We start from the raw sequence: 24213 nt of genomic DNA, 5'->3' as shown, positions 1-24213 counted from the left end.
TAGGTTAAATCTGGTTTTCATCTAGGCGAGCAGCTATGGCTAAGCGCAAAAAGCACAATCTCCAATGGATCAAAGAAACCCTAGAGCTAAAAGAAGACCACAACTGGACATCCCCGCCTGGACATCGGATCTTCGTAGCAGGGCGAGGAGCATTGCGCTTTGATGTTCCCGAAGATTGGCATTTTGAACCGGATACCAAATCATTTCGGTTTCTGGACAGAAAGCCACCCAACGATGATTGTCGCTTAGAAGCGTCCTATAATCTACTCCCCCCAGGCGATTGGGCTGAATTTCCCTTAGTTTCTTTATTAAAGCGAGTCGTTCGAGATGATGAGCGCAATATAACTGAGAAGGGCGAAATTATTGAACTGAAGCGCCAAACCGCCCGCCTCGTCTGGACTCAATTCAAATTTATTGACCCTCACGAAAACCGCGACGCCTATTCCCGCATCTGTATTGGCTTAGGTTCTGGAGTTCAATGCTTAATTACATTTGACTACTGGGTAGACGATGCAGAGCGCCTGAACCCCGTCTGGGACACAGTAATGGACTCTTTAGTGCTTGGGTTGTTTATCCGCGATCCCAGAACAGGATTTGCCTTCCCCGATTAGCTCTATCCTGGAGATCCCCGACGTAGCATGCTACGTCGGGAACATTGCTCACCTGAATAATTTGTAGGGGCTCTTTTCACTATATCTTTTCGGTTGCAAAAGGGATTTGACGTTTGCTAAGAGTAGAGTGATCCTATATGAGCGCATTATGAATTAGGACAAGTAGAGACGCGCTTTTGAATCGCATCTCTACTTGTCCTAATCGATGTATCGACTGCTATATATTCCCCTTAAGGAATAGCTACAAAGACAAACCAAACCTAAAAAACTTCAACGCTAACGCTTAACCAAACTGCTCCTCAATGTCCAAATTAAACAGCGTTTGCAGCGTCTGCATCGCTTGGCGTCTGGCTTCAATATCCTGCTGCGCCCTTAACTGCACCATCGGATCATGGAGAATTTTATTCACAATTCCCCGTGTCAGCGCTTCGATAATTTCTTGATGTTTATCGGCAAACTCTGAACCCAAGCGGGATAGGGCTTTTTCTAACTCCTGCTCCCGGATAGTTTCAACTTTCTCCCGTAAGCTACTAATTGTACTCACCGTTTCGAGCGATCGCCACCAAACCTCAAAGGCTTCCACCTCTTCTTCCAGTAAGCTTTCCGCTTCCATCGCCATCTGACGGCGGCTTTCGGTATTTTGCGCCACCACCGCTTTTAAGTCGTCCACATTAAAAGCTTGAACCTGTTCGAGTTCATTAACATCGGCATCCACATTACGTGGTACGGAAATATCAAATAGCATTAAGGAGCGACTGGGAGCAAGATGGACTTCCAGTTTAGCGCGATCCAGGATCGGTTCTGTCGCACTGGTACTCGTAAACACCATATCCGACTGCGTAATCACCGCCATCATCTCAGATAGAGGATGTACCGTTAACTGAGCATTCTCAAACTGCTTTGCCAACTCCTGAGCCCGTAGAGTTGAACGATTGACAATGGCAATTGCATCAGCACCTTTAGAAAGCAGGTGTTGTACAAGCAGACGTGACATCTTCCCTGCACCGATAATTGCCACTCGGTAAGCGGCTAAGTTTTGCACTTCCATCTGGGCGAGTTCCACCGCCGCAGAACTAATCGAAACCGCCCCTGTACCAATGCTGGTTTCAGTGCGGACTCGCTTACCTGCGGTAATCGCTTGTTTAAACAGTCGGTTAAGCAGGCGTCCAATTCCCTTGTATTGCTGACCGACTTTATGGGTATGCTTAACTTGAGATAAGATTTGCCCTTCGCCCAGGACTAGACTATCAAGTCCCGCCGCAACGCGCATCAAGTGCATGACTGCATCGTGATGTAACAAAATAAACAAATGGGGGCGTAATTGATGCAAGGGTACATGAGAGTTATCTGAAAGGAACTGACTAACTTCACGAACACCCTTTTCCGTTTCCTTCGCCACAATATAAATTTCCAGGCGATTGCAGGTACTGAGGATCGCCACTTCTTCAACATGGGGGTAGCTACAGAGTTGTTGCATGGCGTCTTCTAGTTGGGCTTCGGGAATGCTCAGTTTTTCCCGTACTTCAACTGGCGCTGTTTTGTGGCTTAAACCTACGACGGCAATATTCATTGTGTTCTCCGAATCTCTATCGTTGGGTTGGGTCAACTATTAGGCTTGTTTTAAAGATAAAGAAAATTGAGAAATTTTTCTGAAAGCTATAGGCAATTGGGCATAGGTTCACAAATTACCCGGGGAATTTACTGCCCTGTCGTACTTGATTCCGATCAAGAATCTGGTCAATCAACGCTAAGCCAGAGTAAGTAGCATTATCATTGCTAATACTCTGGCTTTAACGCTTTTATCTCCTCTCAATGACTGGAATTCAAGGGGGAGAAATCCTGCGAAAATGGATAAATTTACAGTACCTATCGCAGTTGCAGGGTCTTCGGCTGATCAAACAGATGGACAGTATCCACAAATCGAGCCGTCTTCGACTGGGTGGAAATTACCAGGCTTTGAGTCCGCGCTCCCCCGTGGAAGAGTCGTACCCCTTCCATCAAGGTTCCAGGCGTAATACCACAAGCGGCAAATAGCACAGTTTCACCCGAGGCTAGCTCATGAGTATTGTAGACCTTATCGGGCTCGTTAATGCCCATTTCTTTGAGCCGCTCCAGGTTACCCTCTTTGCTCTCACCAATCAAACCCGTCTGTACAACCTCTGGGTCATAGATTAACTGACCTTGGAAATGTCCTCCCAAACAGCGCATCGCGGCGGCGGATATAACGCCTTCGGGTGCTGCACCAATGCCCATCAGAGCATGGATATTTGTCCCCGAAAAGGCACAAGAGAGCGCCGCAGAGACATCTCCGTCACTAATCAGCCGAACTCTGGCGCCTGCCGAGCGGATTTCCTCAATCAGTCCTTTGTGGCGATCGCGCTTCATCACCACAACCACAAGTTCCTCAATGGAGCGATCTAGGCACTCCGAGAGAATTTGCAGGTTTTCTGTTGCCGATTTATTGATATCGACATGATTTTTAGCCGCCGGAGGCGCAGCTAGCTTTTTCATGTAAAAGTCAGGTGCAGCAAACAGCCCCCCTTTCTCAGAAATAGCTAGCACCGCCATTGAACCCGGTTGCCCATAAGCCACCAAGTTTGTCCCTTCACAAGGGTCAACGGCAATATCAACTTCAATGAGTTCATCGGGGTTACAGAAGTTCTTAGCATCCGGCTGGTTACAGATGCCTACTTGTTCACCGATATATAGCATCGGGGCTTCATCTCGCTCCCCTTCTCCAATCACGATGCGACCCCGCATGTGAATGTTGTTCATCCGCTCCCGCATGGCTTCTACTGCCACATGGTCAGCAGTGTTCTTATCACCTTTGCCCATCCATTTGGCAGAAGCAAGGGCTGCCTGTTCGACAACTTCAATAATTTCTAGTCCTAGCGTAGTTTCTAGCACGAAGCTTTTCCTCTCAACTGCTTAGTTTTTCCCTGGTGTTATTTACTGTCCCCAGTCTAAAAGTCTATCAGAGACGGGGATCTCCTCGAAAGAATGTCAAGTATTGGTTTATGTTAAGTTTTGCTAAGACGATCCCAGCATTGGGTTCCCCTGTTTCCCTCTTCCCCAATCCCTAATCCCCAATCACCTCCTCAACTTGGGCAATGATCGTCCGATGACGGGGACTATTCGGTATGATCGTCGGTGGCTGGAATCCTGCCTCCGCGATCGCTTGCTCTATATCCAAGGTAAAATATTCGTCAAAGTAAGGCTCAGTGCTTTTGAATAAAGTAAAAACATACGCTGGCATCGTCCCATACACCTGAGACTGAGGATTCATATCCATCAGGGTAAGATAGCCACCAGGACGTAATAACCGCCGTGCCTCCCGCAGGATTGCCTTTGCCGCCATTTGAGGTAATTCGTGGAATACCAAGAAAATAGAGACTAAATCGAATGAAGTATCAGGTAAACCTGTCGCTTCAGCCGCCCCATGTTTCCAGTTAATTTCTCGATGATGCTGCTGGGAATTGTAGGCGGCGACGGCGAGAAAGTAAGGCGATAAGTCTACACCCGTAATTTTTGCCTGGGGATAAATCCTTTTTAAGCTAAAGGTACTCATCCCGACACCACACCCTAGATCCACAATATCTTGTGGCTCAATAGCGACTTGCTTTTGCACCAACTCATGATAACTCTGTCGCAGCTTAGCGTCTCCTTGGAGTCTATCTTCAGGGTAGAGATTGGCATGAACAGCATAAGCCGCAACTTCTTGTTCAAACGCAGCATCCCACTGGAGATTTCCCTTGTCATAAGCATGGAAGGGACGCAAATAATAATCAGGGTAGGTTAACTGGGGGTTTTGGACTTGATTGAGATAACTATCCCAGTCTAGAGTTCGCAACTCATTAACCTGTTTCGTCCAAGGTACGCCAATTTTTTCAGCTCGTTTCACAATCATCTTACGAGCTTGCTGCTTGGCTAAATTGGCTAAGGGCTTAATGGAAAGGAATCCATTCACCAAGCGTGAGGCTAATCGGGGTGTTGTGTTGACAGCAGTGGTCATGATAGTTCTTAGGGATTATCTGCTTTGGGGATTGACGCATGTACAGAATATCGGCAATGCTACGATATTTCAGCAACACTATGCCACCCATCCCTAAATTGAGTTCAAACTTTCGCCACATATCGATTACGCCCAGAGGCTTTCGCTTGATACAAAGCCAAATCCGCTTCAGCAACTAGCGTAGCTGGTGGAGTATCAGGCTCCGGATACAGACTGGCAACACCCAAACTGAGTGTGACATATTCACTGACGGCTGAAGCCGCATGGGTAATCTTTAAACTATAAACCAAGCTGCGTAATTCTTCAGCCACTAGAGAAGCACCAATCGTGGTGGTATTGGGTAAAACAATAGCAAACTCTTCACCCCCATAACGAGCAACTAAATCCACAGAACGTTTAGCACAAAAACGCAAAGCATCAGCCACCCTTCGCAAACAGGCATCACCGGCTTGATGACCGTAGGTATCATTATATTTTTTGAAAAAATCAATATCACACAGAATCAGAGACAAGGATGACTCTTCTCGAATCATGCGCCACCATTCATCATCAAGGTATTGATCAAACCGCCGTCGATTGGCTACACCCGTCAGTCCATCTAAAGTCGCTAAACGTTGTAACTCTCGATTGGCTTGTTCGAGTTTTTGATAAAGCTGAAATTGTTGAATTAAACGCCGCACTCGTTGACGCAAGACGGCTAAGTGAATCGGTTTGGTGATATAGTCAGTAGCACCCACGGCAAAGGCACGGTCAACGGATTCTGGATCATCGAGATTGGTAATCATTAACACAGGCGTTTGGGAAACTCCCTGTAACCCTTGAGCCTCCAAATGTTCGCTATCGGGTGATGTCTCGTCTTCGTCTGAGAGTTTTTGTAAGTGTTTGCAACAGGTAAAACCATCCATGACCGGCATCAGGGCGTCTAGCATAACTAGATGCGGTTTGAGACGCTGATAGACGTCCAAACCCTGTTCGCCGTTGGTTGCTTCGACAACTTTATAGCCTTCTTTTTCCATGACTCGGCGTAAAAGCTCTCGTATAAACTGGTCATCATCAACCACCAAAATGGTTGGTGGTTCTTCGGGCAAAGAAACTAATTTCATCCTTAAGAATGCTGATATTGCCGTCTTTGGGTCTGTAAAATTGATGCGACCCGTTGATACTCAGACTCTAGCTGGCAAAACTGCGCCAGTGCTCTCACGCGATTACCACCCTTGCTTATCTGTTCTAGCATCTGACGGAACGGGTAGATCCTCCTAGTTCCTAAAATCCCATGACTTCAAGGTGTCAATTTCATCAATCGAGTCTGTATACGTCTGTTGAGGATAGCTGTACCATGAATGCCATTAACCTGAGGCATGTTCCTTGGGATTGATTGATCACCTCCACATCGAGAGAGAGAGTATCTTTCCCTACCATAGCCTGAAGCAATTACCATGTCTCTGGGTGTAATGGCTGAATTGCTGGAGTTTTTGACTAGCTATCGTGAATTTGAAAGGCAGATGCTCTTCAAAGAGTCAGATTCAGCTACCGTCAGATCAAATGTCTGTGGTTAATCGGATACAAAAAATCATCCGTCTTTCGCGGCTGGATACCTTGTCCATACAAAGTATGGGCGGGGTAGTTGACCGTCTCTGTACCGATAGCGCGGTGATGACACAAACCAACCATCAATCCCTGTTCGGGAGTTTGATGCTAGAGCGTCGGTGAGTTGACCAAAATCTGGCAGATGCAATATCTCTATTATTATTGCTTGGTTTTAGCGAGATGATTCAAGTATGTCAATTCTAGCTCTTTTTAAGAGCTTGGTACTCCAAGTCGTTTTTCGGTTTTTCTATTGTAGTTTTCCGGGACTGAACATTGAGCCAACCCTTTTCAGGTAATCGCCGTGCCTTGCTTAAACTCTTCGGACTGACGCTGTTGGCAACCCAATTACCGGCAACGGCAAACCCCTTACCCCTGATTAAACCGCGACGTCTGCATCCGGGCGATACCATAGGATTGATTAGTCCAGCCGGTCTGGTTGACCAAAAGACCGTTGATGAATTTACCCCCGTTTTATCACAACTGGGTTTAAACACAAAGCTTGGGACACATATTTTCAACCAGTACGGCTACCTCGCAGGTCAAGATGCTGAGCGTGCTGCTGATGTGAATGCAATGTTTGCTGATTCCTCTGTCCAGGCTGTGCTAGCAATGGCAGGCGGATGGGGTTGTAATCGAATTTTACCCCTGTTGGACTATCAGCTAATCCGCCAAAATCCAAAAATCATTATCGGCTATAGCGATGTGACTTCGCTGCTGTTAGCGATTTATGCTCACAGCAACCTGATCACATTCCATGGACCCCTAGGAACATCAACCTGGAATTGGTTCTCAATCCAACATCTGCAACGCATCTTGTTTGATGGGGAAGCAATGACGCTGCAAAATCTACTGAGTACTCCTGTAGAAACCATTACCAGAGGTAAGGCAAGGGGGCGCCTGGTGGGGGGAAATTTATCTCTGATTGCGGCGCTGGTGGGGTCAGATTATTTACCCGACTGGGAGCAGACTATTTTGTTTGTGGAAGATATACGAGAAGAGGTTTACCGGATTGATCGTTTGTTAACCCAGCTCAAACTCGCTGGAATTCTCGATCAATTGGCTGGATTTATTTTTGCACAATGTACAAACTGTCCCGCAGGCGACGCTAATGAACCATCGCTGACTTTGCTGCAAGTATTATCTGACCATATTAAACCCTTGGGGATTCCCGCCTGGTATGGTTCGATGATCGGTCATATCCAGGATAAATTTACCGTACCTATCGGTGGCATGGTAGAAATTGATGCGGAGCGAGGAACAATTCGTTTATTAGAACCCGTCGTAATATGATATATAGCAGTTTAGTCCAGATTTAGGTACGTTCTTTTATTCCACGCTGCTGTAAACCGCTGCGCGTCTACATCTGTTGTTTCTGATCCTTTCCCTAACTAAGCCGCCCGTAACGGCAGATGCTTGGACTTATCTGTTAAGAAACCCATTAAGTTGTGCAAAAATGAGTGGCTGACTGGCTGATCTGTCGCTTCTGGATGTAGCGGCGTCGCGATCGCGTCCACGGATTGAGGGCAAGGGGTATGAATCACTAAGGGGACTTCTTCAACCAAACCGACTGTCATTAATCGAAAGGCAATCTGCTGCACAGTTTTTACAGAAAGTCTAAGTTGTTTGGCAATTTCCCTCAGGGAAACAGTACCACTGGTATACTCCCAGACTTGAGATTCTAAGGCGTCTAGAGGATAACGAGGGTATCCTGTAATACTGAGCAACCCCCCATTGGCATCGGGTAATTTATCGCCTAGGGCATTCCAGTTACCCAAGGAACGTAATCCCAGTAAGTTCGCCGCTAGAGTACTCAAACTCAAACCCGTCATTCCCGACATTGGCAGTTTGACTTCATGGTTGAACTTAAAACGACCCGCTTTGAGTTGAAACAAGGTGCAGGTTGGTCGTAAGACTTGGGCTTGGAACAGCCATTTGACTTGTTGCATGGTTAACAACCCTTGTTTTTGCAGGTAGGAACCCAAAGGTTGATCCTGGGGAACTGACTCCCTCAACTGAGCCAACTGATTTCTATCCATCCATTGGCGTTTAGCAATTAACTTAATTAATCCTGGATACTCTAACTGAGAATCAACAGCCACAATTCGACCGCGATAGACCCAGATATAGCAAACACCATTAGGGGTGACAGCGGTAGGAGCATCAGTATTTACAGTCAGCAAACCCGTGTGATGCCCTTTACCAAGGAGCCGAAAAATTTCGGGTAATGAAAAGTCAGTGAGTGAGCCTGTAATGCACATTGTTCTTATGTTGATATCACTTTTGTTATGATGCAAATAGCAGTTAGCGCCTTTAAAGGAAGCCTGTTTATCTTGATCCCAAAAAAAATCTGTAGTTTTTGCTATTCTTAGTTTAATCCCTGATGAAAGTTTCAGACAATTACTTTTTGCTAAGCTGTGTTAAGAAAAAATAAAGTTTATTACATCAGAACTCAGAAGCTTGAGTTTTATAACCCTTCTCACATTTTGCCATAATCAGTCTGCTCTGAGGAGGATTCTTTATCCGTTGCCGTTGATTTAACATCCCACTTAAGACAGATAAATTGAGGTCGTTTAATGGTGTGTCTGTCATTGCCTTTGCTCACGAAGATCAAGAAGATAAAGTTCCAGAAGGGGAATTTTTATTCCTCATCCCACCCCGGAAAGGGCGATTAAGCTACTTGAGGTGTAGGCAGGGTGTGAGGTGTAGGGTGTAGGGAAGGGAACAATTGAACCCCTCTCTACAGAGCCAAAATGATTAAGATAACCCCATTACCCCCAATCAGCGACCACCCCGGCTAAAGGTGGCGTGGTGAGGAATCCCCCGCGCTCTTTAGCCGGGGGAGGATGTCAAACTCACCTTCCCTACCTGGCGCTCATCGCCAATTAGCTCACAGCAACTGTCGATGGCGTATCGAGTAGTTTTGTGCCACATTCACAACAGCATTTATGAGTCACTGGATTTTCTGTTCCACAGTTAGAACAAGTCACCATACTGGGTGAAATCTGCCCTGGGTTGGGAGAATGCAAACCCATCATGTCGCTATTGGTATGACCGGGAGCAACCATGGGATAACAGTCTTCATTGCGGGTAACACGCACGTCTACAAGCACTGGACCGTCATGAGCAAGCATTTGGGCGATCGCATCGGGTAAAGCATGACGTTCAGTTACCTTAATTGCCTTGATCCCATACACCTGAGCCAGATTAACAAACTCCGGTGTGCCGACTTCCAGATTCGTCGCTTCATAGCGGTCGTCATAGAACAAATGCTGCCATTGGCGCACCATTCCCAGCCAACCATTGTTGAGGATGACAATCTTTACACCAATGCTGTACTGGGCAATTGTACCCAGTTCCTGCATATTCATCTGGAAGCTACCATCGCCGCTAATACAAATCACCGGTTCGGAGGGTAGAGCAACTTTTACACCCACAGCCGCAGGCAAGCCAAACCCCATTGTGCCTAAACCGCCACTGGAAATCCAGTGACGGGGCTTATTTTTCAGGAATTGAGCCGCCCACATTTGGTGTTGACCGACGTCGGTGGTGTAGTAAGCCTGGGGGGATTGACGAGCAACTTCCACAATCACTTCTTGGGGCGAGAGATTCTCCTGGGGATGGGGCTGATCTAAGGGATACTCATTCTGCCACTGTTGAATGCGATCGCGCCAGGGTTGGGTTTGGTTGAGATCAATGCCATTCCCCAGTTCCTGAGAGCGTCGCAACAGGTCAATTAACACTTGCCGCACGTCACCAACAATGGGTACATCAGTGTTCCGGTTTTTCCCCACTTCCGCCGGATCAATATCGATGTGAATCACCTTCGCATCGACGGCAAACTGTTTCGGCAAACTCGCCACCCGGTCATCAAAGCGGGCGCCCAAGGCAATTAACACATCACATTCACTCACCGCAAAATTCGCATAAGCGGTGCCGTGCATCCCTAGCATACCCAAAGCCAGGGGATGGGACTCATCAAAGGCTCCCTTGCCCATCAGAGTGGTTGTCACCGGAATTTGGAAATGCTCCGCTAGTTCCAGAAGTTCCCCATGGGCACCCGCCGCGATCGCACCGCCGCCCACATAGAGTAACGGTTTCTTCGCCGCCCAGATCAAATCCAGTGCCTTGTTAATTTGGTTAGAATTCCCTTTCACCGTGGGACGGTATCCCGGTAGCTTTATGGTACCTGGTTCAACGGGAACGTAATCAAATAGTTCAATTCCCACATCTTTAGGAATATCAATCAACACAGGTCCGGGTCTACCTGTACTCGCGATGTGAAACGCTTCCGCCACAATCCGAGGAATATCACGAGCATCATTGACCAAATAGGAATGCTTGACAATTGGCAGCGTAATGCCGAAAATGTCAATTTCCTGGAATCCATCCGTACCGATTGCCCCACGGGGCACCTGTCCCGTAATGGCAACCATCGGCACAGAGTCCAGGCTCGCCGTGGCTAAACCCGTGACCAAATTCGTGGCTCCAGGTCCTGAGGTTGCTAAACAGACGCCAACTTTACCCGTCGCCCGGGCATACCCGTCAGCCGCATGGGCAGCACCTTGTTCGTGTCGCACGAGAATATGTTGGAGTTCGCCTGTGGCTTCCGCTTGGTATATTTCATCGTAAATCGGTAGATTAGCACCACCCGGATAGCCGAAAATGTGCTTCACACCATGGCGCTTTAAACTATCAATCAGGGCAAAAGCGCCGGATACACGCCTGACTCTCACAGTTTCAGATTGCACAGCTAGTGCCTCCAGTTAGTCCAACAATTACATAAGGAACGTTACTAATGAGTGCTAACCCAAATCTGGGTAAGCTTTTTGCTAATTTCGATACATCTTAGAGTTTGAGTCAATGAGTAGACTTTATTTGAAAGACGATTTTAATTTTTAATTAAAGAATGAACTTTGAGCAAAAATTTTATATTTTTTTAATTTCCTCAAATTTAGAGGGGATTACGAGAACTGGATTTAAGTTATAATTAGCTCACCAAGTCTGTCTTTTGAGCATCTGTTTTATGTCTGCTTCTAGTATTTGAAAGGCAGACAGACTCCGCAGTGGCGAAAAGTCATCGATAAGTTCAGCAATTCGTTGAATCTTCTCTCGCTCTCTGGAGCGGAATTTCTTTGGTCGCCGACCTGTCAACCCACTTGCTTGACGCAGAAGTTGACAAAGATCTTGTTTTGGATCAGGTAACTCCTCACATTTAGAGAGGTTTGGCAAATTTAAAGGTTGCTTTCCTCTGGGATTTTATGCCGCCTTGCGTATGGCAGCTTTATCAAATAATAACCAAGCTTCTGTCATCCGCACAGGTACAACACAGATAATCGGCACAGAAACTGATTCCCTGATACCCTCAACGGATTTTTGAATTTCAGCAACTCGTTTCTCACGAGGCTCTTTTTCGGCATCCCTGTGTACAAATAAAAGGTCGCAAGGGTAAAGATTAAAACTAAATTTAATTCTCTCTGAGTGATTCAGTGGTTGCTGGGGTAAGCGCCGAAAATCAGCCCACTGGGACTGGATAGCACATTCAACTCCATGTAATCGCAATAACCAAGTCAGGATAGGTAGTAGTGCTTTGTCGGAACTTCCATCAGATAGTAATGTGTATCGCAGTTCCTTCATACAAATTCTTTGGGGAAGCCTAAAATTAGAGGTTGAATGTCTTCTCTATCCAAAACTCTGCGTTTTTTAGACGGGGTAGGTTTTAAAGATGGGTCGGTTGCCACTTGTCCATTACCATTTAGCTCTGGTTGTTCTGGAGGAACTGGATTTAAGTACGCGAGAAGTGTACCTAAAGGAACAGTGCTGATCGTTTCGGTTTCCGCAACTTTCAGGTGTCGCCAAGTATTCGGTAAACAACTAAAACGTACCCCTTTAAACCATTGTCCTGACGGTGCTTTTTCTTCCTTCAACTCAGCAACCAAAAGACTATCTTCTGGGACTTGCTGTACAACGGCTGGCGAGTGGGTATTGATGATTACTTGGCGTAGGGGATTGTCCTGATCAACAGGTTCTTCAACATCCGTAGCGATGTCTTGTAGGAGTTCGAGGATCTTCGGGATACGCTCTGGATGAATACCATTTTCAGGTTCCTCTAAGCACAATAAACCTTGAGCTTCTGGGTCTAATTCCAGTACCGCTAACGCCAAAAAGCGCATTGTTCCATCTGAGAGCGATCGCGCCGGATGGGTTGTACCATCTCTAGTTGTAACCATTAATGTGAGCAGTTCGCGACGATCATCCCGCTCTATTCCCACGGCATCAACATCATCTAATAATTGTGCTAAACGACCTGCAACTTGAGCATAAACCTGTGCTTCGGCTTCCTGTTCAGATTTGCGGAGATTTTTTTTCAACCGTGCTAGATGATATAGGGTTGAAGCCAGATGAGAGCCATCTGTTCCTAATTTTGTCGGCGCCGTAAATTCGTCGGGTTGTCGTAAAGAAGAAGGTTCTAGCTGTAGTAACTGCCAAGATTGCATTTCCCGACGTGCCAGTAGTGCTGTTGGGCTTTCGGCTGCATTGGTCACAGACAGTACAGTTCGAGGGAGATTAACGGCTGAGCGAGCTAAGGCTCTACCGCTGGCTCCGCCGTCTTGATGAAGTTTAATCACTCGATTTGTCCCCTCCTTTGCTGTAGAAATAAAATAAGGGACTCGGCGCTGTCCTTTCACAGCAGACTTGCGCCAAGTTTTCGCCTTGTGATTAAATAGCAAATGTTTAGAGGCATCACCAAGATTAATATGAACTAACTCTTCTTTAAGCAGTTCCAGTGATCCTAGTGAGCGGAGACTATCATCTTGTCGATAAGCTAACTCTATAGAGTAGCGAAGAAAGGTAATGCTAGCTTTGGCAGTTTGTCCTAAATCATCAACGCCTTCACCTGGCACAATCATCTCAGCTTCAAATGACATCTGTGGAGCATAGTCATTGCCAATCCGATGAAACAGACTACGGACATCTCCTGTCCTACCTCCCTCATCTCGAACAGATAAAGCGGCTTCAATTAGAGGAAGATCAGCCAAGGCTGACAGAAACCTGATCGCATCAAACAAGTTAGATTTACCTACGCCATTTGCACCCGCTACACAGGTAAATGAACCAAAGCGGATATCTACATTAACAAGGTTTTTAAAACCAGAAACTTTTAGCCTGGTTAGCATGATATTAACCCTATACAGTTTTTTTGAAGCTGTTATATCCTAATCATCAAGTTGCATACACCTGATTGATCTTAACTCATATCCTTCATCCATTTCAATAAATATAAGTTGGTTGATAATCCGTAACGCTTCCTGATTGCCTTGCTATGGTTTTTAGTAGGGGTGAATTGAGCAACTATAGAGTGAAAAAAGTAGAATGAAACATATCCTGACAAGCTCACCACTTTTTCATCCCCTACCCTAACCACCCTGAGAAAGGATTGCTATAGTACAGAAAGAATAAATATCGGCGTCAGGGGACAAACCAGGTGATACCGTTAACAGACCTTAAAGCCTTAATTCAACAAACTGAAGCAAAAGGGGGAAGCCAAGACCCAAGTCTGGCGAACTTGTATGCTCAACTCGGACAACTCTACCAAAGCCGACTGGAAAATGGAGAATTTGAGGATTACCAGCACGAACTTGCCCTCGCCGTTGAATATTTCCGCAAAGCGGTTGACCTGCAACGACGATTTGATTTAGAAACTGACTTAGCTGCAACCCTGAATCATCTGGCGGAACTCTATAGAACCCATGGACGCTACGATCAAGCTGAACCGCTTTATCTCCAAGCCTTAGACTTAAGGAAACGTAACTTAGGAGAGAACCATGCCGATGTTGCCACCAGCCTGAATAACCTAGCACGACTCTACCACTCTCAGGGACAATATCCCCAAGCCGAACCGCTTTATCTTCAAGCTTTGGACTTAAGGAAACGTAACTTAGGAGAGAACCATCCCGATATCGCCATCAGCTTCAATGATCTCGCCGCCCTCTACTTCTTTCAAGGACGTTACAACGAAGCCGAATCTCTTTATCTGCAAGCTTTGGAACTGAGGAAACGTACCTTAGGAGAGAACCATGCCGATGTTGCCACCAGTCTTAACAATCTAGCGTTACTTTACTTCTTGCTCAGACGCTATGACCAAGCCAAACCGCTTTATCTGCAAGCCTTGGAACTGAGGAAACGCTTATTGGGAAGAAACCATCCCGATGTCGCCACCAGCCTAAATAATTTAGCCGAACTTTACAGAACCCAAGGACAATACAACCAAGCCGAACCCCTCTATCTGCAAGCCTTGGAGGTGATGAGACGCTTACTGGGGGATGAACATCCCGATGTGGCGACTAATATTAACAATCTAGCTGCACTCTATTTCTTCCAAGAACGCTACGACGAAGCCGAACCCCTCTATCTACAAGCCTGGGAAATCAGGAAACGCTTATTCGGTGATAATCATCCCGATGTAGCACAAAGCCTCAACAACTTAGCCGGACTCTACTTCTCTCAGGGACGTCAGGGTGAAGCCGAACCTCTCTATCGCCAAGCCTTGGAAATCTGGCAACGCTTATTGGGCGATAATCATCCGGATATAGCCACGAACCTGAATAACTTAGCATTACTCCACCACTCCCAAGGACGCTACGAGCAAGCCGAACCCCTCTATCGCCAAGCTTTGGACTTAAGGAAACGTTTATTCGGCGCGAACCATCCCGATGTAGTGACCAGCTTAAATAACTTAGCGTTGCTCTACCATTATCAAGGACGCTACGAACAAGCCGAACCCCTCTATGTGGAAGTATTGGATGTGGGTAAACAGTTCTTGGGAGACGAGCATCCGGATGTGTTAACCAGCCTGAATAATTTGGCAGCACTCTATAAAAATCTAGCCGAACTCTACTCCACTCAGGGACGCTACGACGAAGCCGAACCCCTCTATCTGAAAGCTTTAGATTTGCGGAAACGTTTGCTGGGAGATGAGCATCCCGATGTGGCACAAAATCTGAATAATTTGGCAATACTCTATTTCTTTCAGGGACATCACGATAAAGCCAAAGACTTCTATTCGCAAGCCTGGGAGTTAGGAAAACGCTGGCTAGGGGATGAGCATCCCGATGTGGCACAAAATCTAAAGAATTTGGCAGGACTTTACTGTTCTCAAGGAGCATATCAGCAAGCCGAACCCCTGTATATCCAGGCGTTGGCAATTTGTGAAGAACGACTCGGTGTTAATCATCCGACTACAGTGACAATCCGGAAAAATCTAGATGATCTTCGTACCGCGATGGGATAATAAGCTCTCATGCATTGAAATGGGGTATGAGTAGCCAGCAAGATGCTCGCACACCAAGGATGAGAGCCATTATTGACATCGACAGATAGCGAAAGAAAATGTACTCTATAGAAGTGGGTGTGACTACAAACCGCTCCGAATCAGGGATAAATCTTGTCGAATGTGCTTAGGATTGATTCGGATTAACACGATTCAAAATAACTTTGTCATTTTTTTAGCTTTCTTCGCCGGAAGCCCCAGCACAACCACCTGTACCCAGGTTGGCGTTGGGATGGATAGGCGGATAGCCGGAGGTACGGAGGCTATCAAATCACTATACATTGAGTATACTGTTTTATAGGTCGATAAACGAGAGGTAACCTTAATGAGAACAGATCACCAGTATCGATTGCGTCCAACAAAACAACAAGTTATTCAGCTAGACAAATGGCTGTCAATGTTGTGCGCTCAGTACAACTACTTGCTGGCTGATAGGTTCAATTGGTACGAACAAAACCGTTCTCCTGTTAATGCTTGTCCTCTTGTTTGTCACCTGCCAGAATTACGAGACAACCCCGACTATTATTCTCAAAAGAAAACTTTACCTCAACTCAAAAAAACTCATCCTTGGTACGGCGAGATATATTCTCAAGTTCTTCAGGATGTAGTTAAACGGGTAAAGTTGGCATTTGACCGATTCTTGAAGGGTGATAGCACTGGTAAGCGTAGTGGTAAACCGAGATTTAAGGCTCGGAATCGTTACAGGACGTTTACCTATCCTCAGATGAAAGATGGGTGCTGGCAAGGTAATCTGATTAACTTGCCAATGTTTGGTAGAGTTAAGGTTGTCTTACATCGTCCTATCCCTGATGGGTTCAAAATCAAGACAGCATCTGTCACCAAGAAAGCCGATGGTTACTACCTGACGCTTTCCTTAGAAGATAAAAATGTCCCAGAAATTAAGCCTGATTTCAACCCAGATAAAATCACTGGGATTGATATGGGTTTAAAAGAGTTTTTGACGACTTCAGAGGGTAAAACTGTAGCCATTCCTCAACATTACCGCAAAGCACAAAAACGCCTGCGGGTTATCCAGAAACGGGTATCACGCCGCCAGAAAGGGAGTAATAGTAGACTTAAAGCCATCAAGCAACTAGGAAAACAACATAAAAAAGTTGCTGACAAGAGAAAAGATTTTCATTTCAAGACAGCTAATTGGCTGTTATCTAAATATGATGTAATCGCTCACGAAGAATTGAACGTCAAGGGTCTAGCCCGTACCCGATTGGCTAAATCTGTGCTTTTTAGAGTATGGCAATCGTAAAAACTGATGTGAGGTTCACCAGATCGTTCAAGAGCGATTACAAGATTGGAGGTTAATTTCATGATGACGGAGTTGTCTGACCCGACGGTTCATAATGAAACAAGTTATGGCGATTTGCTGAGGTTGATTCGAGCAAGTCAAGGTAAGTTGAGTGTGATTGTGGCAGTTTGTGATCATATTCATTACCGCAACCAACTGATTGAACGCTATGAAACGGAACTCGCCGCCTCTGTGCGATCGCATCGCGTCACGTTGGTTAAGGATGACCCGACTCTAAGCCGCGCCATTACTGAAGTTGTCCAAACCGATGAGGATTTACGTCAGGGAGGGAACGCCGTTGTCACCGTGACGGGTGTCCAAAAACTTCTCTGGCTCAAATTCGACGCCCCACGTTCAGAACAGGAAATTTTTTTCGCCTCTCTACCAGAAACCCCAGACGCATTATCAGCCTTTGCTTTTCCGATTGTCCTGTGGCTAACTCACCAACTAGAAAGTCAGCTTAGTCAAAATGCCCCAGATTTCCAAAATTGGTGTCAAGGTGTCTTTCACTTTCACTCCAAAAAAACAGCCGCTATTCCCATTCAAGATATTGAGCCATTCCGCCATCTTATAGAAGAAAGCGACGCTTGGGATCAAAACGTATCCGTTTTTCCAGTCGCAGATCTCAACCCATTGATCGAGTACACCAAAGCCAAACGCGGCGTCAATGACCCGGATTTGGCAACCTTATATGCTCAAGTTGGACAACTTTATCAACGACGCTTAGAACAGGGTGAATCTCTGGATTATCCCCAAGAACAAGGATTAGCGGTTGAGTATTTGAGTCAAGCAATTGAGCGACAAAAAGAACTTGGAACAGAAACAATCTTAGCCCAAACACTGAATAGTTTAGCCGAACTCTACAGAATTCAAGGACGCTACCGGGAAGCTGAACCCCTTTATTTAGAAGCCTTAGAACTCAGACAACGCTTATTGGGCAATGATCATCCTGATGTCGCCACTAGTCTCAACAACTTAGCAAAACTGTACCAGGCTCAAGGACAGTACGCCCAAGCCGAACCCCTGTATCTGCAAGCTTTGGACTTGAGGAAACGTAACTTGGGCGATGACCATCCCGATATCGCTCATAGTCTCAATGATTTAGCCACCCTTTATTTCTGTCAAGGACGCTACGAAGACGCCGAACCCCTGTATCTGCAAGCTTTGGACTTGAGGAAACGTAACTTAAGCGATGACCCTCTAGATGTGACAATCAGTCTCAGCAATCTAGGCTTACTCTATCATTATCAAAGACGCTACGAAGATGCCGAACCCCTTTATCTTCAAGCATTAGACATCGAAAAACGCTTCCTGGGCGAGGATCATCCGGATGTCGCCACAACCCTGAACAATCTCGCCGCCCTTTATAAATCCCAAGGACGCGACGAAGAGGCTGAACCCCTTTATCTCCAAGCCTTGGACTTGCAAAAACGTTTATTGGGAGAGAATCATCCCGATGTCGCCACTAACCTCAACAATTTAGCTGCTCTCTACTTCTCTCAAGGACGGTACGAGAAAGCCGAACCCCTCTATCTCCAAGCATTAGACATCAGAAAACGCTTATTAGGAGAAAACCATCCGGATGTAGCACAAAGCTTAAATAATTTGGCAGGACTTTACTTCTCTAAAGGACCCAATAACAAAACCGAATCGTTTTATTTGGAAGCTCTAAATATTCGGAAACGATTATTAGGAGAAAATCATCCAGATGTGGCAACTAGCATGAACAATTTAGCACTACTCTATCATTATCAGGGACACTACGACAAAGCCGAACCCCTCTATCTACAAGCCTTAAATTTGAGAAAACGTTTACTGGGAGACATCCATCCCGATGTAGTAACCAGTATGAATAATTTGGCATTACTCTATCATTATCAAGGACGCTACGAGCAAGCCGAACCCCTTTATCTCCAAGTTTTAGAACTCGGTAAACGCTTATGGGGAGAAGATCATCCAGATGTCGCGCTCAGTTTAAACAATTTGGCAGCCCTCTATAAGTCTCAAGGACGGTATGAACAAGCGAATTACTTAACTTCCAAGCTATGGAATTGAAGAACGGTTGATTGGAAGATAAGGGGGACAAGGAAGACAAGGCAGATTAAAATAGACGGTTGCGATCGCACGCCCTATAATTGCCAAGGAGACTCAGGATAAACAGACATGCTTGCCAGGGTTTGGAGTGCTTCGCTAGTCGGCATTGATGCGGTGAAAGTCGGTGTTGAAGTCGATGTGTCGGGCGGACTACCGGGAATTGTCGTCGTGGGATTACCCGATACCGCCGTTCAAGAATCGCGAGAACGGGTGAGGGCGGCGTTAAAAAATGCCGGGTTTGTTTTCCCGATGCGGAAAATCGTGATTAATCTCACCCCCGCCGACTTACGCAAAGAAGGACCCAGCTTTGATTTACCTATCAGCATCGGCATTCTCGCCGCCTCGCAGCAAGTCAATCCTGAATTATTAGGGGATTATCTATTTTTGGGCGAAGTCTCCCTCGATGGCAATTTACGCCCCGTTGCTGGAGTCTTACCCATCGCCGCTGCCGCCCAAAGTTTGGGGATTTCTGGGTTAGTCGTACCCGCCGATAATGCCCAAGAAGCCGCCGTGGTGCGTGGACTCGCGGTTTACGGATTCCAACATCTAGCTGATGTGGCGGATTTTTTGAACCAACCCGAACGCTATTCCCCGGTAACGATGGATGAAGTACCCAAATCATCCCCCTCTCAGTTTACGGGCGGAAATTTAAACGAAGTCAAAGGTCAATCCCATGCCCGTCGGGCTTTAGAAATTGCCGCAGCAGGTGGTCATAATTTAATTTTCGTCGGTCCACCGGGAAGCGGCAAAACCATGCTGGCGCGACGATTACCAGGAATTTTACCGCCCTTAAGTTTTGAAGAAGCCCTAGAAGTCACCCAAATTTATTCCGTAGCTGGATTACTCAAAGATAAAGGTAGATTAATTCGATATCGCCCCTTCCGCAGTCCCCACCATTCTGCATCGGGTCCATCATTAGTTGGAGGTGGAAGTTTTCCTCGTCCCGGAGAAATTTCCTTAGCGCACCGAGGTGTATTATTTTTAGATGAATTAACCGAATTTAAACGCAATGTGCTGGAATTTTTGCGCCAACCCTTAGAAGATGGTTATGTGACCATTTCTCGAACTCGACAGTCCGTCCTGTTTCCGGCACAATTTACCTTAGTTGCTAGCACTAATCCCTGTCCCTGTGGTTACTTTGGCGATACCCTGCAACCCTGCACCTGTTCAGCGCGACAACGGGAGAACTATTGGGCAAAACTTTCGGGTCCATTAATGGATCGAATAGATTTACAAGTGGCTGTGAATCGTCTTAAACCCGAAGAAATTACCCGACAACCCCAAAGCGAGGCGTCAGAAGCGGTACGGGAGAGAGTAAAGGTAGCCCGCTCGCGCGCCCGTGATCGATTCCACTCAGAACCCTCACTGCGCTGTAATTCCCAGCTGCAAAGTAGTCATCTGAGAAAATGGTGTCATTTAGAGGATAGTAGTCGCAATTTATTAGAAGGGGCAATTCGCAAACTCGGACTATCTGCCCGGGCAAGCGATCGCATCCTCAAAGTCGCCCGCACAATTGCCGATTTATCGGGGGCTGAGAATCTGCAAACGCCACACATTGCCGAAGCTATCCAATATCGCACCATTGATCGTATGCATTGACACTGATTACACCGATTGAACAAAAGTTGATCCCCAACTAGATTACTCCTAAAAAAAGAGGGAAGAGTGTCTTTTTCTCTTCCCCCTTGCTTATTCTGTTGTTCGGCTTTTCCGCTTTCTTTCAACTTTTTGAGCAACATTTGCCGCTGCTTCTTCAGTTGTCTGGCTCTGGCGGAACCGCCTTTGCCTTTATCATTTCGCCCTTGACGGCGAGGAGACTCCCAACTCTTGAGTCGTTGTGTCATCTGTACCACCGAATCGCGAGGGGCTACGGCTTCAACCGAAACGAAGTGGAGGTAAGCCTTTGGGGGAGAGCGGGAAATGCCAACGCTAAACGCCCTAAGTATTTCCCATATTCCCGCTATGTGGCATGATAGTAATCATGAAACAAGTTCTCACGATAGTCGTAAAGCTTCAACTGTCTCCTGAACAGGTTGTCAAATTAGAGGCGACCCTTCAGGCGGAGAGCGGATGCTTGCAACTACGTGAACGAACATACCAATCCAAAGCTGACCAACAAGATTGCTATCCAATCGCTGACTTATCAAACCATTAAAAGTCAGTTTAACCTGGTAGCAAATATGGCGATCAGGGTTTGTGCCAGGGTAGCAGCTAACCGGAAAACAGCTAAGCAAAAAGGCAAACCTGTCAAGGGTTTTGTGCCAAGCAGCATGGATTGTGACAAGGACTTGTTTCGACTTCGTGAACACGACTGGACGGTAAGTATCGCTACTGTTCAGGGCAGAGAGCGAGTTAAGTTCAAACCAGGTAACTACCAGAAAGGAAAACTCAAAGGGAGGAAGCCGACCTCAGCACAACTATGCAAGCATCGCGATGGTCAGTTCTATCTGCATGTTCAGATTAAGGACACCCCTCCCGATCCCCAAAATGCCGATAAGGTAATTGGGATTGACTTGGGGCGTCGCGACATTGCCGTCACTTCGGAGGATAAAAAGTGGGACGGCAAACATATCCAGTCGGTGCGAGATAAATTCTCCAAAACTAGAGCATCTCTCCAGCAAAAAGCCTCGAAAGGTACGAGAACAACTCGGCGTAGGTGTCGAGAAGTTTTGAAACGGCTGTCGGGGAGGGAGAGACGCTACCAGCAGTGGCTCAACCATAATATTTCTAAGTCAGTGGTCAAACGGGCAGTTGAGTTAAGTGCCTCAATTGCTATAGAAGACTTAACAGGCATAAGGGAAAGAACCAACCAGCAACCTAGGAACAAGACAGAACGTAGACGCTCAAATTCATGGGCATTCTATCAACTGCGGATGTTCATTGAGTACAAAGCTGTTGGTGCTGGTGTTCAAGTTATCCCTATCTCCCCTGCTTATACTTCCCAGGTATGTCACAAGTGTCTACACATTCATCCGGTAAAAGGAAAGTCTTACCGTAGTGGCAAGACTTTTAAATGTGGACATTGTGGTTGGCATGGGGATGCCGACTTTAATGGAGCCAATAATATTGCACTTGTGGGGCTGTCTATAAACCAGCCTGGAGGCACGGGGTTGTCGTGCAAGCTAAGCCGAACTGTTGAATATGTTCAGCAAAGCTTGTTTGATGACTTCAGGGCTACTGAAAACCCAGACCGAGCGCGATAGCAGGTCTGGGTAGTTTATCTCTCAATCTGAATGGGCGGAGAGAGACTCGAACTCTCACAACCAGAGGTCGCCACATTTTGAGTGTGGTGCGTCTACCAATTTCGCCATCCGCCCTTGGATGTAACCTTTTCATTATACCCGATCGATGTCGGTTGTAGCAAGGACTGATAAGCTTGAGAACTTGCCCATTTATCGATTTCCCGCGCCCGTAACACTGGAACGGGGTGGGTTAACTGGGCAGTTTGAGCGGATTTGAGCAGTTCTCCCAGTTCCGAATTGCTGATATCATCATAGGCTCTGGCTTGGGCGATAAAGGCATCGAGGTTCAGTTGGGGAGCTAGGGTGGGTGAACCGCCAGCGAGTTTCATCAGCACCGACATCACCACTGTGGGATTCTGAGTTGCCAGCAGCGCGGCGCGATCGCAGGAAAACTCAGCACACCTTAACCACTCCAGCATCTGTTCCTGAAGGCTTTGGGCAATCACAGCCCCCCAATTCGGCAGCAAAGATGCCGCTAAGATCATAATGTTGAGCGGTGTCAGATAAACCCCATGCTCGCACTTGAGATGTCCCAGTTCGTGAGCTATCACCGCCTGAATTTCTTCTGGAGTCAGCATATCGATTAAAGCGGTGTGCAGGACGATAAATGGCTGCTTACCCCGCATGGCAAAGGTATAAGCATTTGGCACGGGATGCTGCTGCACGTATAATTGAGGGGGTTCTAAGTCCAGGGTTTTGCATGCGTCTAGCAGCAACTGATGCAGGTGCGGTAGCTGATTTTCTCCCACCAAAACACTGGCAGCAATATTATTTAGGTAAAAGAATTGTTCCGCCAACGGTCCAAGGAGATTTCGCACCATCAAGTCTAGTCCGGGGAACTGCTTCAAGGCTTGGGTGGCTTGGAAATCAAGAGGATGACGGAACTGGTCTGCCTTTAGACCAACTAACGGCGTTTGGGTCATGGGTTATTGGTCGTGGGTTATTGGTCATGAGTCATTGGTCATTGGTTGATCCTAATGACTTCCTCTAGTGTATCGAGAAGCTGAGCCGACAATTGATGTGCCATGGAACGTCTGGAACATGACCGTTAAGGGCGATTACACTAGCCGAAGGGAGGATTCACCGGAAAACGAGGTTGGTAAGGGGAAAACTGGAAGCCTCTATCATTTAGGTAGGGGGAAGAAAGCTTCTGAACGGAGACTTCAAGAGTCCTAGTCTGGTCATGTAGACTTGTAGGAAATATTCGAGCGTAGCAAGAATAAAGTCTTACCAGCCTCTGCTTTTAAGCAGTGGGTTCATGACCCCTCAGATAGCCATTGTTTAACCCGCTTTAAACTGTCCCAGTCTGGCTTTCTATTCAATCCATCCTCAATACTCTCAAAGACATCCTGACGAACTTGAGACTCCGTCGCCATCATCTGCTTAACGATGTCGATGTGTTGACGCACTCCCTTTTGGCCCGTTTCCAACATCGCCACCGCTAGGTTTACTCGGGCTTGGGGCGCATTGGCATCAATTTTAGTCCCCTTGAGCGCTACTTTATATGCCCGTTCCGCTTGGTCATCCAGCAAATACAACCAAGCCAGACAACTCCAAGCGGCGGCGTTTTTCGGGAAGCGATCGCACAGTTGTTTAAATACAGGAATCAGGGAATCGGGTCCTTCACCCGCGTTGTAGCGTTCTAAGCCACTCTCAAACAGAGAATTAACAGTTTCGGTCATAGATTCAATTTCAGGTTTAGACCAACTTACGTTCTAACATTTGACACTCTCCGCCCTATAAGGACGGAGATTCTTCTTTCATAGACCCGACTTGCTCTCTCCAGGATTTCTCCAATCAAAGTAGAGGTCCAGTCTCCAGAAGCGTTCGGATTTAACATCACTGTTCCGACATGCCCTGCCGTACTTAAGGCTAATTTCAGAATATTAATGGCGGCGTTCCAAATTAAAGTCAGTGAAGAGGTTGCCCCCTCCACTGCTCTCCAAAACGGTACGTGAAAGTTTCCCTTCATACCGCTCCTCATCGGGACGGGATTTGTCATATCTACGTCACCACCAACATATCGTTTATCCACT

At 46.6% G+C, this 24213-nt stretch carries 16 protein-coding genes, 1 tRNA gene and 4 pseudogenes; 7 read left to right on the top strand and 14 right to left on the bottom strand.

All coding sequences use genetic code 11. The features are described from left to right. Positions 1-35 precede the first annotated feature (35 nt). On the top strand, positions 36-611 hold the full coding sequence (locus RIM23_RS15510; RefSeq protein ID WP_446368105.1) for a hypothetical protein: 576 nt from the start codon (positions 36-38) through the stop codon (positions 609-611). 283 nt (positions 612-894) lie between these two features. Here RIM23_RS15510 and RIM23_RS15505 read toward each other — a convergent pair whose 3' ends face one another. The 4 genes from RIM23_RS15505 to RIM23_RS15490 all read right to left on the bottom strand — a co-directional run bounded on the left by RIM23_RS15505 (position 895) and on the right by RIM23_RS15490 (position 5726). Continuing rightward, positions 895-2181, bottom strand: coding sequence for a glutamyl-tRNA reductase (locus RIM23_RS15505; protein ID WP_446368104.1), 1287 nt, complete (start codon positions 2179-2181; stop codon positions 895-897). A gap of 296 nt (positions 2182-2477) precedes the next feature. Beyond that, positions 2478-3518: a class II fructose-bisphosphatase gene (glpX, locus tag RIM23_RS15500; protein WP_446360426.1), complete on the bottom strand. Its 1041-nt coding sequence runs from the start codon at positions 3516-3518 to the stop codon at positions 2478-2480. 172 nt (positions 3519-3690) lie between these two features. Further along, complete coding sequence (locus RIM23_RS15495) at positions 3691-4623, bottom strand: class I SAM-dependent methyltransferase (RefSeq protein ID WP_446368103.1); 933 nt, start codon at positions 4621-4623, stop codon at positions 3691-3693. Positions 4624-4727: 104 nt separating this feature from the next. Beyond that, entirely contained in the window at positions 4728-5726 is a 999-nt protein-coding gene (locus RIM23_RS15490) for a diguanylate cyclase domain-containing protein (protein ID WP_446368102.1), read from the bottom strand. Between the two features lie 757 nt (positions 5727-6483). Here RIM23_RS15490 and RIM23_RS15485 point away from each other — a divergent pair. After that, on the top strand, positions 6484-7500 hold the full coding sequence (locus RIM23_RS15485) for a S66 peptidase family protein (RefSeq protein WP_446368101.1): 1017 nt from the start codon (positions 6484-6486) through the stop codon (positions 7498-7500). Between the two features lie 98 nt (positions 7501-7598). Here RIM23_RS15485 and RIM23_RS15480 read toward each other — a convergent pair whose 3' ends face one another. The 5 genes from RIM23_RS15480 to RIM23_RS15460 all read right to left on the bottom strand — a co-directional run bounded on the left by RIM23_RS15480 (position 7599) and on the right by RIM23_RS15460 (position 13385). Beyond that, positions 7599-8468: a DUF4388 domain-containing protein gene (locus RIM23_RS15480; RefSeq protein WP_446368100.1), complete on the bottom strand. Its 870-nt coding sequence runs from the start codon at positions 8466-8468 to the stop codon at positions 7599-7601. 624 nt (positions 8469-9092) lie between these two features. Then, positions 9093-10958 (bottom strand): biosynthetic-type acetolactate synthase large subunit, encoded by a 1866-nt coding sequence (ilvB, locus tag RIM23_RS15475; protein ID WP_446368099.1) that lies wholly within the window; start codon positions 10956-10958, stop codon positions 9093-9095. A gap of 244 nt (positions 10959-11202) precedes the next feature. After that, positions 11203-11439 carry a hypothetical protein gene (locus tag RIM23_RS15470; protein ID WP_446368098.1) on the bottom strand — a complete coding sequence of 79 codons (237 nt, stop codon included), beginning with the start codon at positions 11437-11439 and terminating at the stop codon, positions 11203-11205. A 27-nt stretch (positions 11440-11466) separates the two neighbouring features. Next, positions 11467-11844 carry a hypothetical protein gene (locus RIM23_RS15465; protein WP_446368097.1) on the bottom strand — a complete coding sequence of 126 codons (378 nt, stop codon included), beginning with the start codon at positions 11842-11844 and terminating at the stop codon, positions 11467-11469. Next, complete coding sequence (locus tag RIM23_RS15460) at positions 11841-13385, bottom strand: AAA family ATPase (RefSeq protein ID WP_446368096.1); 1545 nt, start codon at positions 13383-13385, stop codon at positions 11841-11843. The genes RIM23_RS15465 and RIM23_RS15460 overlap by 4 nt, the downstream gene beginning before the upstream one ends. Before the next feature lie 308 nt (positions 13386-13693). On the opposite strand from RIM23_RS15460, the gene RIM23_RS15455 reads away from it, so the two are divergent. The 4 genes and pseudogenes from RIM23_RS15455 to RIM23_RS15440 all read left to right on the top strand — a co-directional run bounded on the left by RIM23_RS15455 (position 13694) and on the right by RIM23_RS15440 (position 20534). Beyond that, positions 13694-15499, top strand: a complete 1806-nt coding sequence (locus RIM23_RS15455; protein WP_446368095.1) for a tetratricopeptide repeat protein — start codon at positions 13694-13696, stop codon at positions 15497-15499. A 364-nt stretch (positions 15500-15863) separates the two neighbouring features. Then, positions 15864-16799: pseudogene (locus RIM23_RS15450) on the top strand (RNA-guided endonuclease InsQ/TnpB family protein); the annotation flags it as partial. 63 nt (positions 16800-16862) lie between these two features. Then, the gene (locus RIM23_RS15445; protein ID WP_446368094.1) at positions 16863-18896 is read left to right on the top strand and encodes a tetratricopeptide repeat protein; all 2034 of its coding nucleotides are present in this window, start codon (positions 16863-16865) and stop codon (positions 18894-18896) included. A gap of 108 nt (positions 18897-19004) precedes the next feature. Further along, a complete protein-coding gene (locus RIM23_RS15440; RefSeq protein WP_446368093.1) occupies positions 19005-20534 on the top strand; it encodes a YifB family Mg chelatase-like AAA ATPase in 1530 nt (509 codons plus the stop codon). A gap of 50 nt (positions 20535-20584) precedes the next feature. On the opposite strand, the pseudogene RIM23_RS15435 reads toward RIM23_RS15440, so the two are convergent. Next, positions 20585-20779, bottom strand: a pseudogene (locus RIM23_RS15435) (hypothetical protein); the annotation flags it as partial. Between RIM23_RS15435 and RIM23_RS15430 the strand changes: the two are divergent. Next, positions 20771-22138, top strand: a pseudogene (locus RIM23_RS15430) (RNA-guided endonuclease InsQ/TnpB family protein). The pseudogenes RIM23_RS15435 and RIM23_RS15430 overlap by 9 nt on opposite strands. 31 nt (positions 22139-22169) lie before the next feature. On the opposite strand, the gene RIM23_RS15425 reads toward RIM23_RS15430, so the two are convergent. From RIM23_RS15425 to RIM23_RS15410, 4 genes and pseudogenes are all read right to left on the bottom strand, one after another. Further along, positions 22170-22252, bottom strand: a tRNA-Leu gene (locus tag RIM23_RS15425). Next, positions 22231-23100, bottom strand: a complete 870-nt coding sequence (locus tag RIM23_RS15420) for a M48 family metallopeptidase (protein ID WP_446368092.1) — start codon at positions 23098-23100, stop codon at positions 22231-22233. The genes RIM23_RS15425 and RIM23_RS15420 overlap by 22 nt, the downstream gene beginning before the upstream one ends. A 333-nt stretch (positions 23101-23433) precedes the next feature. Then, positions 23434-23859 carry a tetratricopeptide repeat protein gene (locus RIM23_RS15415; RefSeq protein ID WP_446368091.1) on the bottom strand — a complete coding sequence of 142 codons (426 nt, stop codon included), beginning with the start codon at positions 23857-23859 and terminating at the stop codon, positions 23434-23436. Positions 23860-23914: 55 nt separating this feature from the next. Continuing rightward, positions 23915-24080: pseudogene (locus RIM23_RS15410) on the bottom strand (RNA-guided endonuclease TnpB family protein); the annotation flags it as partial. Positions 24081-24213: the final 133 nt, after the last annotated feature.

Source organism: Coleofasciculus sp. G3-WIS-01, assembly GCF_040223135.1.
Lineage (GTDB): Bacteria > Cyanobacteriota > Cyanobacteriia > Cyanobacteriales > Coleofasciculaceae > Coleofasciculus.
Note: the sequence above shows the minus strand (reverse complement) of the source record. Positions and strands in the feature narration are given on the sequence as shown.